The organism is Halovivax gelatinilyticus (genome assembly GCF_024300625.1).
Lineage (GTDB): Archaea > Halobacteriota > Halobacteria > Halobacteriales > Natrialbaceae > Halovivax > Halovivax gelatinilyticus.
The window spans coordinates 1,141,129-1,155,532 of record NZ_CP101322.1 but is presented as its reverse complement, the minus strand read 5'-3'; the positions used below and the strand labels follow the sequence as shown (position 1 = coordinate 1,155,532).

11 protein-coding genes and 2 tRNA genes are annotated in these 14,404 nt (G+C 63.2%); 6 read left to right on the top strand and 7 right to left on the bottom strand.

Annotation, left to right across the window (positions count from 1 at the left end):
• Nucleotides 1–46 precede the first annotated feature (46 nt).
• Nucleotides 47–1,426 carry a hypothetical protein gene (locus tag NKH31_RS05610; RefSeq protein WP_254864147.1) on the bottom strand — a complete coding sequence of 460 codons (1,380 nt, stop codon included), beginning with the start codon at nt 1,424–1,426 and terminating at the stop codon, nt 47–49.
• Nucleotides 1,419–4,589, bottom strand: coding sequence for an SRA domain-containing endonuclease (locus NKH31_RS05605; RefSeq protein WP_484496866.1), 3,171 nt, complete (start codon nt 4,587–4,589; stop codon nt 1,419–1,421). Before NKH31_RS05605 ends, NKH31_RS05610 begins: the two co-directional genes overlap by 8 nt.
• A gap of 1,282 nt (nt 4,590–5,871) precedes the next feature.
• Here NKH31_RS05605 and NKH31_RS05600 point away from each other — a divergent pair.
• Genes NKH31_RS05600 through NKH31_RS05590 form a run of 3 tightly spaced genes read left to right on the top strand, consistent with a single transcriptional unit; the run spans nt 5,872 to nt 7,722 of the window.
• On the top strand, nt 5,872–6,528 hold the full coding sequence (locus NKH31_RS05600) for a nucleotidyltransferase domain-containing protein (RefSeq protein WP_254864145.1): 657 nt from the start codon (nt 5,872–5,874) through the stop codon (nt 6,526–6,528).
• On the top strand, nt 6,525–7,007 hold the full coding sequence (locus NKH31_RS05595; RefSeq protein WP_254864144.1) for a DUF8154 family protein: 483 nt from the start codon (nt 6,525–6,527) through the stop codon (nt 7,005–7,007). The genes NKH31_RS05600 and NKH31_RS05595 overlap by 4 nt, the downstream gene beginning before the upstream one ends.
• 43 nt (nt 7,008–7,050) lie before the next feature.
• On the top strand, nt 7,051–7,722 hold the full coding sequence (locus NKH31_RS05590; RefSeq protein ID WP_254864143.1) for an HhH-GPD family protein: 672 nt from the start codon (nt 7,051–7,053) through the stop codon (nt 7,720–7,722).
• Nucleotides 7,723–7,786: 64 nt separating this feature from the next.
• Here NKH31_RS05590 and NKH31_RS05585 read toward each other — a convergent pair.
• The 5 genes from NKH31_RS05585 to NKH31_RS05570 all read right to left on the bottom strand — a co-directional run bounded on the left by NKH31_RS05585 (nt 7,787) and on the right by NKH31_RS05570 (nt 10,140).
• Nucleotides 7,787–7,892 (bottom strand) — tRNA-Ile (locus NKH31_RS05585).
• 50 nt (nt 7,893–7,942) lie between these two features.
• Entirely contained in the window at nt 7,943–8,521 is a 579-nt protein-coding gene (locus tag NKH31_RS05580) for a MogA/MoaB family molybdenum cofactor biosynthesis protein (protein ID WP_254864142.1), read from the bottom strand.
• Between the two features lie 80 nt (nt 8,522–8,601).
• On the bottom strand, nt 8,602–9,177 hold the full coding sequence (locus NKH31_RS05575; RefSeq protein WP_254864141.1) for a hypothetical protein: 576 nt from the start codon (nt 9,175–9,177) through the stop codon (nt 8,602–8,604).
• Nucleotides 9,178–9,319: 142 nt separating this feature from the next.
• Nucleotides 9,320–9,448, bottom strand: coding sequence for a hypothetical protein (locus NKH31_RS17665; RefSeq protein ID WP_256547914.1), 129 nt, complete (start codon nt 9,446–9,448; stop codon nt 9,320–9,322).
• Nucleotides 9,449–10,037: 589 nt separating this feature from the next.
• Nucleotides 10,038–10,140: transfer RNA gene (locus tag NKH31_RS05570), tRNA-Asn, on the bottom strand.
• 109 nt (nt 10,141–10,249) lie between these two features.
• On the opposite strand from NKH31_RS05570, the gene NKH31_RS05565 reads away from it, so the two are divergent.
• The 3 genes from NKH31_RS05565 (at nt 10,250) to cca (ending at nt 14,379) form a co-directional block, all read left to right on the top strand.
• Nucleotides 10,250–11,911: a bacterio-opsin activator domain-containing protein gene (locus NKH31_RS05565; protein WP_254864140.1), complete on the top strand. Its 1,662-nt coding sequence runs from the start codon at nt 10,250–10,252 to the stop codon at nt 11,909–11,911.
• A 48-nt stretch (nt 11,912–11,959) separates the two neighbouring features.
• Complete coding sequence (locus NKH31_RS05560; RefSeq protein ID WP_254864139.1) at nt 11,960–12,946, top strand: phytoene/squalene synthase family protein; 987 nt, start codon at nt 11,960–11,962, stop codon at nt 12,944–12,946.
• 68 nt (nt 12,947–13,014) lie between these two features.
• Nucleotides 13,015–14,379 (top strand): CCA tRNA nucleotidyltransferase, encoded by a 1,365-nt coding sequence (gene cca, locus NKH31_RS05555; protein ID WP_254864138.1) that lies wholly within the window; start codon nt 13,015–13,017, stop codon nt 14,377–14,379.
• Nucleotides 14,380–14,404 lie beyond the last annotated feature (25 nt).

Sequence of the window (14,404 nt, the reverse complement as noted above, 5' to 3'; positions counted from 1 at the left end):
GGACTTGATCTGACGATAACTACAGTTTCGCCCAACGCCGCGTTCGTTACTCCTCGGAAGTATCCTCTTCGAGAACGCGTTTCAGTATCGTCTGTAGGTCACGCTCCAGCTCTGAAGCCTGGAGAATAGCGATCTCGTTGTCTTTCTGTTCGTCTAGCGATGCCGTTTCGTCGTCGATATCTTGAACGACGAGCAGTCCGTTCCATCCCGATCCGAAGTACTCCTCGTCGTCCACGGGGTCTGCAGTCCCGAAGACGTACTCTTCGTTGACGCGGAGGAACGCCAGATACTCGAGCGTCTCTTTGATTCCTCGCCGGATCGTATCTTCGTTGGTGCTGTTTTTCACCTCCGTAATCAGGTACTCGTTCGGGGCGTTCCCGTCCGAGATGATTTCGAGAACGATGACGTCCGGTCTCCCCGTGTGATTCCGATAGTCCGTATCGAAATACTGTCCCGCGATTTCCTGCGCGACGAGCTGGACCTTGTCGGAGCGGGAGTGATTCTCCCCGTCCTCATCTGGAACGGCGACGAACGACAGCTCCTGATCCTTTGCGGAGTTGTCGTGATAGAGGACGAGTTCCTTCTCGCCCTCGAATCTCGCGATCTCCTGGCGGTCGGTCGCGATCGTTTGAAACGTCGGTTGCGTCTCTCGTAGCTCCTCTAGCGTGGCGACGAAGCGGAACAGAACGAACAACTCGAAGAGCGTATTCTCGTCGTCCGGCGCGATAGCGGTCTCTTCGAGTAGGTCGTGTATCGCCTCTTCCTCGCCGTCGAACAATCGATTTCGGGACCGGACGAGTTTCGCCGCATCTCGGTAGACCTCGTGGCGCGAGTCCGCGGCCGTCGTCAGCATTCGTTCGGTGGGCTCGTACGCGTCTGGTTCGCGGATCCGGCGGACGTGGACGTTTCGCTCGACGATCCGTTGCAGCTCGTCGATCAGGTCTTCGTTCCCGCGCCACGTCTCGCTAACCCAGTCGTACCCCTCGACGAGGTACTCTTCCGCCTCTCGAACAGTGCGGTGGACGACGGCGATGATCTTCTTGAGGACGAGGTTCTCGGGAATGTCGTAGTTTTCGGAGCGGTTGTCACAGACGAAGATCGACGAATCCCGGGGATGTTCGGCGTAGCGTTTCTTCACGGTGGCGCCCCAGTTGATCCGCCCGTCGACGGTTCCACGCCGGGTACGCGAAATGGTTCTCGTCTCCGTCCGGATGCTCCGTAGGTGCTCGGGGAGGTCTCTGATAAACTCGATGACGTCGTCCTGGAGGATGAAGTGGAGGTCGAGGAGCAGTTCGTACTCCTCGAAGCGCTCGTCCAACTGCTCGGGTTTGATCGAGCGAGCGAACTCGCGCTCTGGGAACGTCCCCCGCATCACGTACGCGAGGATGTCCTCTGTGAGCTGTTCGAGAAGTTGTTCCTTATTCATTTTCGGCGAGCGTCACCTGGAGCATCTCTCGAGCGGCGGCTTCGAGCAACGACCGGTCAAGATCCGGCACACTGGCGAGCTGTCCCACGATCGTCTTTCGCTTCGGGACTCCCTCCAATTGCGGGAAGATGTAGCTAACCACCGCTTGAGTGAGGTGGCGTTCGATCTCGTCGTCGGGGTGTTGTGAGACGTATTGGAGAACGTCCTCGATAATCGCTGGCCCGATAGCTCGCTCCTCGACTGCCGAGTTGGTTTGGCGCCACACGCGACCGACAGCGGCCGCTCTCGTCGGGCCGACATCGAGCTCCCACGCCCTGGCGTACTCGTGAACGAGATCGGCGGCAGGGTCTTCTTGTGACGTTGGCTCTTCGAGTTCGGGCGCCGGTACCCGAACGAACGCGAACCGGCGCATGAACGCGTAACTCATCTCGTAGAGCGACGTCTTGTCGTAGGCGTTCATCGTCGCGAAGATGCGCCAGGAATTGGGAACGATGTACTGGTGGGGATCGGCAAGCGTGTCGACGTCCTCGTAGGTCGCCAGCTCTACTTCCTCTCCCTCGACGGTATAGGGAAGCTGGACGGACTGGCCGGAAAGTAGGGTGAAGAGCTGACCGAATGCCTTGTCGATGTCCGCCCGGTTGAGCTCGTCGATGATGGTAAGCTCGTTCGATTGGACACCCGTTCGGTTGTTTTTGAGACGGTTGAGCACGATCCCCGGCGTGAACGAGAGATCGCTCTCTGTCTCGTCGTCTTCCGTCGGCATGTAACCGCCCACGGTGTCGAACGTCGACCAGTCGGCCGTGGCAGTCGTCATCTCGAAGTCCGAGAAGAGGTAGGGGTGGTGCTCGATCAGATGATCGCAGACGCGCTCGGCAATCTCCGTCTTGCCGGTGCCGGGCGGACCGGTGAGGAGCACGTGCTTACCCGCGTTGAGTGATGTTTCGACGCTCTCGAGGATTTCCCGACCCTGTTCCCCAGGAAAATGGAGTCCTTTGAGGATCTCGTCTTCGTGATCAGTGAGGGCGCCTTCGAAGGGCTTGTGAACGTTAACCGTAGGGACTTCGTCGAGATCTGCGGCCATGGCCTTGATCAGAGCGCGCGGTCGGTCGTAATCGATCTCGCCGTCGTCGGTGCGGAACCTAGCGAACATCCCCTGAGCCGGGAACGCCGTCTGGGAAGTCTCCAAACAGATCGTGTTCGCCTCGTCGGTCAGCAAACAGTTTGCAGTGAGCGCACGGAGTTCACGGTTAATCGTCGAACGGTCCTTTTCGTCGATACCGAGGCTGGTGTCGATGGCGCTGATCTCGCCGGTAAGAAATAGTCGATCGAAACTCACGATCATCGAGAATTCCTTGTCATCTTCGTATTCGTCCCACCACCACGGATCGTCTTTCTCGTATTTCTCGCCGAGTATCCCAACGCCGATCAGCCCGGCTTGCTGATCGTCGAACTCGTCAGTCGACGGCTCTGCACGGGAGTAAAGTAGTGCGAGGTCACCCTGTTCGATCTCATCCCATCGCTTTTGGTGTCTATCTTCGAAGGAGACTGAGCCGTACTCGACGGACGGGAGCCAGTAATCGGGCGGTGCGGTGAACTTGTAGACGGCCGGTCGGTCGTCTCTGAGATACTCGAGAACGGGGTGAGCTGCCTCCGACGCGGATTCTGGTTCGTCCGGTTCGTCGAGGGAGTACGTATCGTTGAAGATGCTGTTGAGTCTGGGCTGGTTGAGCGGTCCACCAGGGACACCGACTTCATCCTGTGCGTTGCGAACGATTGCGAGGAACAGCGTCTGTGCGGGCGTGAAGGGATGGAGCGTCCCCGTTCCGAGGTCGCCAGCCCTGGTCTCGAGGTCGGCTTCCATGGACTCGTAGACCGACCGAACCTGATCGAACGTCGCCGCTCTCGCTGGTGAGACGTCGTCCGACGGCCGGAACCCATCGAGCGCTCGGGACCAGTCCTCGATGACTGCCTCGCCAATTTGGGCAATCAAGTCGTCCGCCTGTGATCGCGTCTTCGGTCGCTTCGTTCGTACATCGTTACAGGCCGCCGCGAGCGAGTCGTACACTGGCATGGATGGTTCTGGATACACTTTTCGTCCCTGGATCTCCTCGACGAACCCCCGGATCGAGTCGTACTCTTCGTCGAATGACCCGTCACGTCGGTCGAAGTTGATCGCGCTATAGGTATCGTTCGGCCACCCACCGTACCCGAGCGTGTCCCAAACGGATGAGCGATCGCAGTCGGCCTCGTACACCGGGTCTAAGAACATGACGTGCGGGAAGATCCTGTCGGTGACTTCGCCCCAGCCGACGGCGTCCGTGAACGCTGCGGCCGTCTCATCATCCAGAACCGTCGCGTGAGAGACGCGGGCCAGAAGCGTGTACTCGCCGCCGTGTCGTCCGTCGCGATCGGCGAACAGTAGGTAATCACCTTCTTCGGCTGGTTCGGTTGATTGGTTCCCCCAGACGCGAAGCGTGTCGTGGTTGATCGGGGGCTCGTAGACGGTTTCGATCAGATCTCGGTCGACACCGTCGACGATCGTTCGGTCGAAGTTGGTTCGGATCGGACCGTCGCCGGTTTTCACGGGAACCTGGTAGACAGTGGGGTCGATCGGTTCGCCGTTCGTTTCTTCGATCGGCACGAGTTTGAACCGTATCGCGTCTCGCTGGTTCCCTTGCGCATCCGGGAGTTCCTCGATGAAGTGACCGGCGTAGAGGTATTGCCCGACGTACCGAACACCATCTTCTTCCATCGAAAAGAAATGCAGTTCCCTTCCCTCCTCGACGTGATCTCGAATCACTCGATTCCCCCGTTCCATCTCCATATCGCCGACCTGACCTTCGCCCGTGTAGATTATTGTCCCGTCATCACGAATTTCGTCTTGATAGCCGTGTGATTCGCCGATTTCGCCTGTAAACAGGAAGACGACTGGCTCATCATTTGATGGTGCAATCCCGCCCTGAATGCTACCGCCGTATGTTGCGTGGAGTGTCTGCCGGTCGTAGGTCGCACCGATCTCAAAATCAATTCCGCCTACTCCACTGAGTTGATCTGCAACTGCCCGACCAGTTTCAGTGAGCCGGTTTTGGCCTGATGCTTGTTCGACGTACCCAATCGCCTGCAACCATTCTCGATGTCGTTGAGCGACCGCAGGCGTTCCCATGTTACACTCTTCGAACTCGCTCACGAGCAAGTCCATCAGACCTTCATCAGTCAGCGGTTCGTTCGATAGCGTCCGCAGGATCGTATCGAACCCTTTTACCCCCGTTCTAAGCGCGTTGTAGAGGACGAGCGAGTTCCGATCTTCGTAATAACACCGCCCGATTGTTGTACACCGATATCGACCATTTTCGCGCTCAACCAATCCAATTGAATCGATAAAATTCAGGTGATGGGAGACCGCATCTCGCTCCTGTGCGTTTGTGTTGGTGAGAATCCAGTCGATGACCTCTTCTTTCGGGACGTCGTTTCGCTCCGATCCGGATTGGTCTATAAATGTTAGAAACCCACCAAGAACGTCCAAGCGACCCTCGACTCCGCCATAGAATCGATCCGTCGTCATCCGGCGCCCCTCTGACATTGTTTCCTATACCGAGACAGCATCTCACCATAAATCCTGTCAAGATATCACTCTTCTATCCCTGCTTTCAAAAGCCAACCGAGGACGATTCTAGGGTCGAATGAGGTGTTGGTTCAACACCAAACGGACGGACTCTGTCGGCACTGGACGACTTCCGGAGATATTTGGTGATCTAAGAACCGGGGCACTGCGGCGGGATCGATTCGGATCGGCCGGTCGAAACCCGCCGCTGTGGATCCGAACCGTTCGGCTTCCGAACGGGCCCATTCGACCTCAGCGCCGTGGTGCGGTTCGCATCAGACCCAATGCGAACCATGAATCTCGAACCGATCGATCCGGAAACGGCGGTAGAGCTGTACCTGATGGACAGGGAGACCGAGTTACGGCAGGCGACGATCCGGTCGCACCGCTCAAGCCTCAACCACTTCATCCGCTGGTGCGAGCAGCGGGGAATCACGGACGACCACGGACGGAAGCCGTTGCTGACGACCTCCCAGGGCCGTATGTCGCGAATCACGATCGACGGTACTGCTACGAGTACTCGCGACCCTGCGAGATCGGCCTCGACTGCCGGGATGGATCCCGAGACCTGCGAGTATCGGCCGCTTGACGACGCCAGCAAATGTCCCTCGAGCGTGAGCCCGCACCCGTTCCGCAGGGGTGCGATCACACACTACCTGGCCAACGACGTGCCCGAGACGGCTGTGAGCCGACAGGCAAATGTGAGTCCGGACGGAGCAGCACTACGACCAGCGGACGGCGAAGGAGAAGATGGAGCACCGACGGGGAGTATCTAGGGAACATCTGAGCGGTCCCGCGGCGGAAACGTTATATGTGGTGTAACGCGTTACACGTATTGTAACAGATGGGCGTCACACTACGACTCCCGCTCCCGGACGAGCAGGTCTTCCGGTACGGGGCGATGGACGACATCGTCGAGATACTCGCCCGGAACCCGACCGAGGAGTTCTCGAACCGCGAGCTCCAGCGGTTGACGGACTACGGCGGACCGAGCGTCTCGAAGGCGCTCTCGCTGCTCGAAGCGATGGGGCTGGTCATCGAGAAGGACGCCGGAAACCGGACGCTCTACCGGATCGACGAGCGCCGGCTGCGGGGATCCGACGATCCGCTCCTCCAAATTCCGCAGGCGGAGTTTCGCGAGCCGTTGCGGCGATTCGTCGAGCGAGCGACCGCGGAAGTGCCCTCGGTCGTCGGGATCCTCTGCTTCGGCAGCGTGGCGCGCGGCGAAGCGGACCGCGCGAGCGACGTCGACGTCTTCGTCCTCGTGGGCGAAGACGAGGATCCGGTATCGGCTCGGCGAACGGTTTCGGACGTCGCCGGGGATCTCCAGACGGAGGCGATCGACGGCGACCGATACGAGTTCGAGGTCTTCGTCGAGTCACCCGAAAGCGCTCGAAGGCGCGGAGCGGACCTACGCCCGATATTACAGGAGGGAACGCCCCTGGTCGAGAGCGAGACGCTCCGGCGGGTGACGCGGGACGTCTTCGGGGTGGCGGAATGACCTCGAAGGAACTCGAATCGGCGCTCGCGGACGCCGAGAACGCCTTCCAGCGCAACCCCGAGATTCCGGAGGTCGGTCTCGAGCACGTCCCCGATCCGACCGTCCTCCAGCTCCGGAAGGCGTGTCGCCTCCTTCACGCCGCCGGATTTCTCCTCGATCGAAACGTCCATTACACGGTCATCATCGAGAGTTCGTTCGTCGCGATCGAGCGCTCGATTCAGTTCTACGTCGAGGAGAAGGGCTACGACGTCGCCGGCCAGCGTCACACCGAGGTGTACGACGTGGGTGTCAGGGCCGGCCTCTTCTCGCAAGACGTGGCCGACCGGCTCCGGGAACTCTGGATCGAGAACCGGTCGGAATCGTACTACCGAACCGGCGTCGCCGGGGAGTATCGGGCGCGGACGATTTTCGGGCTCGCGGCGCAGCTACACGCCGAGATCGTTCGGTTGACCCGAACGCGAGATTGCGTCTGCGGGTGACCGCCGGCGATCCTTTACATACGATGACGGGGCCAAGCGAGGTATGCGCGAGGAAGACGGGGACGATTTCGTCCGGGCCCTGCTGGATTGGTACGACGCGAACGGGCGCCACGACCTGCCCTGGCGCGACCCGGCCGCCTCGCCGTTCGAGGTGCTCGTCGCCGAGTTGATGTTACAGCAGACGTCGGCGGGGCAGGTCCTCAACGTCTACGGCGAGTTCGTGGATCGGTATCCGAACGCGGGCGCCCTCCTCGCCGCTCCCGAGGCGGACGTCCTCGAACGGATCGAACCGCTCGGGTTGCGAAAGCGGGCGGCGTATTTCAGGCGCGCCGCCGCGCAACTTCTCGCGCGCCACGACGGTCGCGTGCCCGATTCGCGTCTCGAACTCCTCGACCTGCACGGCGTCGGCGAGTACACCGCCGCGTCGGTGCTCGCCCACGCCCACGGACGGGACGCGATGGCGGTGGACACGAACGTGGCGCGCGTGCTGGGACGAGTCTTCGGGTACGAGTCGGCGGGGAACCCCGAAGAGCCCGAAATGTGGAATCTCGCCGACCGGTTGGCTCCGGAGGGTCGGTGCGATGACTTCCTTCACGGGCTCATCGACTTCGGCGCGGCGATCTGCGCGGCGACGGATCCGGACTGCGGATCGTGTCCGTTCGAAGCGTCGTGCGAGTACGAGGATGATCGGTCGACTACTCACAATCCGCGATAGTAGAAACTCGGTTACGAGGGTTCATCCGGAAAATCCGTCGGCTCAGAACCGTTCAGTTTCTGGATGGGCCCTGTCGGATTCGAACCAACGACCACTCGGTATCTCCCGAACCCGGCGAAACCGACGTTCGTTATGAGCCGAGCGCTCTTACCAGACTGAGCTAAGGGCCCTCGTCTCGGAAAAATTGCGCCACGGTAGTAACAGTTTCTGTCTCGGTCGCCTACCGCTCGTACGCGTCCAGCGTCGTCTCCTCTAGTTCCCCGCGATGCGCAGTCGCCAACCCAGCAAGATGCGGCGCTTCCGGAACGATCAACTGCTCACACGCGGTTCGACAGGCGTTCGTACTTCCGGGCAGACAGAACACGGGCGTGTCGACGGCGATCCCCGCGGTCGCCCTGGAGGCCATCGCGCGGGTGCCGACTTCCTCCCACGACAGCATCCTGAACAGCTCGCCGAAGCCGGGGAGCTCGCGTTCGAACAGCGACGCCGTCGCTTCCGGGGAGACGTCGTCGGCGGTGACGCCCGTTCCGCCGGTGGTTACGACGACGTCGATCTCGCGATCACTCACCAACGATCGCACCGCCGACCGGATGGCAGCGTAGTCGTCGCGCACCAGGACGCGCTCGCGCACCTCGTGGCCCTCGGCTTCGAAGCACGCTGCGATCGTGTCGCCGCCGGGGTCGTCCGGGTCGGCCTCGCCGGTCGCGCGCGAACTCGAGACCGTCACGATCGCGACGTACAGCGGGTCGATGACGTCGTGGCCGTGCTCGTCCGTACCTCGTCGGTCGTCTGCGGTCATACCCGGGTCGTTCTCGCCGGAGGGCGAAATAGGTGGTCACTTCGGACGAGCCGTCGCGAAAAAACGAACCCCGGACTCGATCACTCGGTCTTTTCCAGGACGACGCCGGTGAGCGCGGCGGCGATCGCGGAGCCGATCGCGACCGCGAGGATCGTCGGGATCTCGTCGCCGATGCTGACGAGCGATTCGGACTCTTCGCCCATCGCGGCCGCCATTTCCGCGGACATGCCCATCTGTTCGCCCATGTCGGGTTCGAACACCATCATCAGGACGGTCAGCAAGAGGAGCGACACCGCGGTGCCGACGGCGGCGGCGATCGCCGCGGGCTTCGCCGGTGACTCGGCGGATTCGCGCGACCAGTAGTAGACGCCGACGCCGACGGCGATCAGCGGGGCGAGAAACACCAGCTGCTCGGCCCCCGCGGCCGCGGCGGCGAACATCTCCTCGTCGACGAGCGCACCCTCGGCGAACAGCAGGACCGACTCCTCGTCGCCGATCGTCAACCCGAGAAAGAACGTGAGGAACATGCCGACCGCCGCGACGCCGTAGACGACCGCGCCGAACGTCGCCCACTCTTTGGGCTCCGAGTCCGTCCCCGGCGGCTGCTCGAGCGTCGATACCTCTTCGTCTGACTGACCTGTCTGAGTTACGGCCATTCGGTCGAGGTGAGACGATACGATGCGTTAAACGCTACGGCCGATTCGGGGGTGTGTGGGCTTCTCGACCGTGATTACGGTCGATTCTATCTGTTCGCTATGGCAGTCTAACGGCAATTCCTGAAACTGTCGATTCTCGAACTCACTCGGGGGTGAAGAGTTCTTCGACGGTGCACTCGAAGAACTCGGCGAGGTCGAACGCTAGCTGGAAAACGGATTCTACCGCTCGCTCCCGGTTACGGTGGTCGTCTGTCGCCTCCGTCGGTTTCACGCACGCGATCGGCTGGGGTGGACTCCTGTGATCGGATGGCCGACAATTCGTTGACCACGGGTTGGAACCGCGGGACCTCGTTCACGCAGACGGACCGTTTGCGTTCCGAATCAAGCTCGTGATGTCCCGGCACACTCCCCACACGTCTCACAATATCAGACACTGTCTGATTTCATGCAACGAGGGATAAGAGCCCGTCTCGGAATAAAATCCGGCCGACGATACCGATATATCCCGAACCGGGGCGACAGATGGCATCCTCCGGCCGCTAGACGTACCGTCGAGTCAGGTGAGAGCACGATACGCGTCGGTGAACCGCTCAGCGAAAATTTCGACGAGCGGATTGCGGTGGAAGTCAACGGTGCTGCCGGTCGCTCGGAGCTGTCGGTCCTCGCCAGTGAGTTACAAGTACGAAGCGCCGAAGCCAGGACTCGAACAGGTGCGAGACGGTCCGGGGTACTCGCCACGTTCCACTCGGCTGCGTTCCCGGGCTGCGACTCGCGTGTTCGAGTCTGGTTGTGTCGTCCCGATTCTCACGCCGCGTTCGCTCGGAGCCAGGGCTCCTCGCGAGAGTATCGTGAGAACGGGACGCCGAAGCCAGGACTCGAACCTGGGACAACCTCGTATCTGCGGCGAACAGGTCCCTGTATCGCCGTAACAGCGAGGTGCTCTACCATCTGAGCTACTTCGGCTCGATTTCGAGTAGTCGTGAGCGTTTCATAGGGCTTTCGCTTTGCCGGCCTGCGAATCACTCGCACACATGCGGGACGTTTAGGAGCGTTCGACTCGCAGGTCCGGTCGATGGATCTAGCCCCCGATCGGGCGCGGCTCGCGCTCGACAACGTACCGTTGAACGTGGCGCTACTCGACGAGACGGGGACGATCAGGGCGTCGAACGCCTCCTGGAAGCGATTCGGTCGGGCGAACGACATCCAGACGGCGCCGGACGCCGTCGGCGAGAACTACCTCGAGATCACTCGACGCGCCGACGATCGGTACGCCGACGCGGCCGCCGACGGGATCGAGGCGGTCCTTTCGGGTGAACGAGTCACGTTCTCGCTCGAGTATCCCTGTCACTCCCCCGACGAGCGTCGGTGGTTTCTGATGCACGCCGGTGGCGTCACCGCCGACGACACTCGCTACGCGATCGTCGCTCACCAGAACATCACCGAGCGACGGGAGGCCGAACGCGAGGCCAGACGCGAACACGAGCGTCTGGCCCACCTCGTCGATCGACTCTCCGGGCTGGTTCGAGACGTCACGGACGAACTGCTCGGTGCGTCGACGCGCGAGGCGGTCGAGCGGATCCTCTGTCGTCGGCTGGTCGAGACGGACGCCTACGACGCCGCCTGGGTCGGGCGAACGACCCTCGGGACCGACCGACTCGCGGTGACGGCCGTCGCCGGCGACGCGTTCGTCGATCGGACGGACGAGGCGTCCGTGATCGAGTTACGCGACGGGCATCCCCTCGCCGACGTCGCGAACGGGCGGACGCCGCTCGACGTGCGCGCTCGCGACGCCGGCGGGTCTAACGCCCGGTGGCAGACGGTCACCACCTCGCTGCTCGATTCCGAGGCGACGACGGAGGCCGTGGCCGAGGCGCTTCCGGCCGGCGGACTCGTCGCCGTCGCGATCGGGACCGACGAGACGTGTTACGGCGTCCTCGTCGCTTACGCGGCCGAGGGGACGCTTCCGGCCGATCCGGAACTGGCCGTCCTCGAGTCGATCGGGGCGACCGCGGGGGCGGTCGTCGACGCGATCGAGCGCCGTCGCTGGCTCGTCGACGACGGCGTGACGGAACTCGGCGTGACGATCGCCGATCCCGCGTTCGTCTTCGTTCGACTCGCCGACGCGATAGCCGGCGAGCTCACCTATCTGGGCGCCACCTACCGCGCCGACGGGTCCCTCCTCGCGTTCGTCGCGGCCGACGCCGACGAATCGGCGATGACGGACGCGATCGGTCCCGTGGAGTCTATCGCGTCGGTGACGTCGCTGGGTGGCGGCGACGAGGCGCGCTTTCAACTCCGGCTGACCGAGACCGACCTGGTCGACGCCCTCGGCGATCGCGGCGGAACGATTCGTCGTCTCGTCGCGACACCCGACCGGGCGACGGTGACGATCGACGTGGCACCGGGTTCACCGCCTCGGGCCGTTCACGACGTGCTTACGGCTCGTTACGATGCTGTCGATGTGCGTCACTTTCACGAGCGAACCTCGCCGGCGACGCGATCGACGTTCGTCCAGACGCTCACCGACCAGCTCACCGAGCGCCAGCGCGAAGCGATACAAACGGCCTACCTCGCCGGCTTTTACGACGAACCACGCGCGGCGACCGGCGACGACCTCGCGGAGTCGATGGACATCTCGCGGGCGACCTTTCACCAGCACCGACGCGCCGCTGAGCGGACGCTCCTGGGCGCGCTTTTCGAGGACACTCACACCGACGCACCCGACCGTACCTAGCTAGTAAGGTACTCGGCTTTTCCTTCCGCGACTCCTACCGAACGCACCGTGGCTACACCGACAGTCGACGAAGGGGACGATCCAGTCGCCGCTGCCAGGCGGGTTCACCGACGTACCGGCCCGACGTTCTACCTGGCGACGCGACTCTTTCCGGCGCGCGTTCGACGCGAGACGTACGTTCTGTACGGGTTCTTCCGACTCGCAGACGAGGTCGTCGACGATCCGGATCGAACCGACCCGGCCGCCCAGCGTCGCGAACTCGACCGAATCGAGCGAGCGGCGCTCGGTCGCGAGCCGACCGACGATCCGATCCTCGCCGCGTTCGCCGACCTCAGAGAGCGGTACGACCTTCCCGCGCGCGAAGTCGAGACGTTCGTCGACGCGATGCGAATGGACGTCGAACGCGACCGATACGAGAGTCACGACGACCTCGCCGCCTACCTTCGCGGATCGTCGGTCGCCGTGGCGAACGTGATGCTGGCCGTGATGGGGCCCGACGACCCCGACGCGGCCCGTCCCCACGCGGCGGCGCTCGCCGAGGCGTTCCAGCTCACGAACTTCCTTCGCGACGTCCGCGAGGACGTCCAGGACTACGGCCGCGTCTATCTCCCGCAAGACCGGCTGGCGGCTGCCGGAACGTCGGACGCACAGATTCGGTCGTTAACGTGCACCGAGGCCGTCGCCGACGCGATCTCCGCCGAACTGGAACGGACCGAGAAACGCTACGCCGAGGGCGTCGAGGGCATCCAACACCTTCCACGAGACTGTCAGTTCCCCGTCCTCCTGGCTGCGGTGTGCTACGCCGATCACCACCGGGCGATCCGTGATCGCGACTACGACGTTCTCTCGTCTCGACCGACGCTGTCGCGGTCGCGTCGACTCGCGTTGCTGGCGCGCACCTGGTGGCACTGGCACCGCACGGCCGATCCGGTGGCGACGTTCGTCCGGGCGTCGTCGATCCCGACGGTGGAGACCCTGTCGACGCCCGAACCCGCGCGATCGAGGTGTTCGATTCGTCGGTTCTTCCGCGCGTAGGCACCACCACCCCACTACACCGCGACGCTTCGATACGCTTTCACGGCCGGCCCTCGAACAGAGATCCGATGAGCACCGACGGTGACGACGAGCTGGCCGACGTCCTCGCGCGGGTTCACGACCGGGTCGCGCCGGACGAAGCCGAACGCGCCGCGTTTCGCCGGATCGCAGACACGCTCGTCGCCCGGGCCGAGGCCGCCGTGACCGAGCGTCACACCGACGCGGACGTCCTGCTGGTCGGCTCGACCGCCCGGGATACCTGGATCAGCGGCGACCGCGACGTCGACGTCTTCGTCCGGTTTCCGCCCGAGATCGACCGAGAAACCTTAGAACGCGACGGACTCGCCGTCGGTCACGAGACGCTGCCCGACGGCCGCGAGGAGTACGCCGAACACCCCTACGTCAGCGGCGAGTTCGACGACTTCGACGTCGACGTCGTCCCGTGCTACCGACTCGAACGCGCGACCGACATTCGGTCCGCAGTCGACCGAACCCCGTTTCACAACGCCTACCTCAAAGCGCGGATCGGCGACGACCTCGCCCGGGAGGTCCGCCTCGCGAAGGCGTTCACGAAGGCGATCGGCGTCTACGGCAGCGACCTGCGGACCCGCGGATTCAGCGGCTACCTCACCGAACTCCTCGTCGTCGAGCACGGCAGCTTTCGCGACCTCTGTGAGGCCGCCACGGACTGGTCGCCGCCGATCCACCTCGATCCCGAAGCCCACGCCCAGGCCGACTTCGACGACCCGCTGGTCGTCATCGATCCCACCGACCCGGAACGAAACGTCGCGGCCGTCTGTTCGGCCGATAACGTCGCCCGCTTCCAGCACTACGCGCGCGATCTCCTCGACGACCCCCGCCTCGACCTGTTCGAACGCGACGAGCCAGACCCCCTCGCGCCCGCCGACCTCGAAGCGCACCTCCTCCGGCGCGGAACGACGCCGCTCGCGATCCGCTTTTGCGCACCAGATCTCGTCTCCGACCAGCTCTACCCGCAACTCGAACGCTCGCGGTCCGGCCTCGTCGACGCGCTGAACCGCCGGGGCTTCGACGTCTGCCGGAGCGCCGCCTGGGCGGACGACTCCGGCGTCCTGCTGGTCGAACTCGCCGTCGCCGAGCGGCCGGCGATCGAGCGCCACGAGGGCCCGCCCGTCCACGTTCGCGAGCACGCCGAAGGCTTCTACGACGCCTACGCCGACGACCCGGCCGTCTACGGTCCGTTCATCGACGGCAACCGGTACGTCGCCGAACGCGAGCGGGAGTACGCCTCGGCCAGAGCCTTCCTCGAGGAGGGGCTGCTCACCGTGAGACTCGGTGCCCACGTCGAGACCGCCCTCGAGGACTCCTACGAAGTCTTGATCGGCGACGAACTCACCGCCCTCTGCGAGGAGTTCGGAACCGAACTCGCGACGTACTTCGACCCGCAGCCCTGATCTCCGAGGCCGTCCCACCCGCTGC

Excerpts from the sequence above, each read along its gene's own strand:
- NKH31_RS05605 (WP_484496866.1), bottom strand. The coding sequence starts at position 4,589 with ATGGGAACGCCTGCGGTCGCTCAACGACATCGAGAATGGTTGCAGGCG.
- NKH31_RS05610 (WP_254864147.1), bottom strand. The coding sequence starts at position 1,426 with ATGAATAAGGAACAACTTCTCGAACAGCTCACAGAGGACATCCTCGCG.
- NKH31_RS05595 (WP_254864144.1), top strand. The coding sequence starts at position 6,525 with ATGACCTCGAAGGAACTCGAATCGGCGCTCGCGGACGCCGAGAACGCC.
- NKH31_RS05565 (WP_254864140.1), top strand. The coding sequence starts at position 10,250 with ATGGATCTAGCCCCCGATCGGGCGCGGCTCGCGCTCGACAACGTACCG.
- NKH31_RS05600 (WP_254864145.1), top strand. The coding sequence starts at position 5,872 with ATGGGCGTCACACTACGACTCCCGCTCCCGGACGAGCAGGTCTTCCGG.
- NKH31_RS05575 (WP_254864141.1), bottom strand. The coding sequence starts at position 9,177 with ATGGCCGTAACTCAGACAGGTCAGTCAGACGAAGAGGTATCGACGCTC.
- NKH31_RS05590 (WP_254864143.1), top strand. The coding sequence starts at position 7,051 with ATGCGCGAGGAAGACGGGGACGATTTCGTCCGGGCCCTGCTGGATTGG.
- NKH31_RS05580 (WP_254864142.1), bottom strand. The coding sequence starts at position 8,521 with ATGACCGCAGACGACCGACGAGGTACGGACGAGCACGGCCACGACGTC.
- cca (WP_254864138.1), top strand. The coding sequence starts at position 13,015 with ATGAGCACCGACGGTGACGACGAGCTGGCCGACGTCCTCGCGCGGGTT.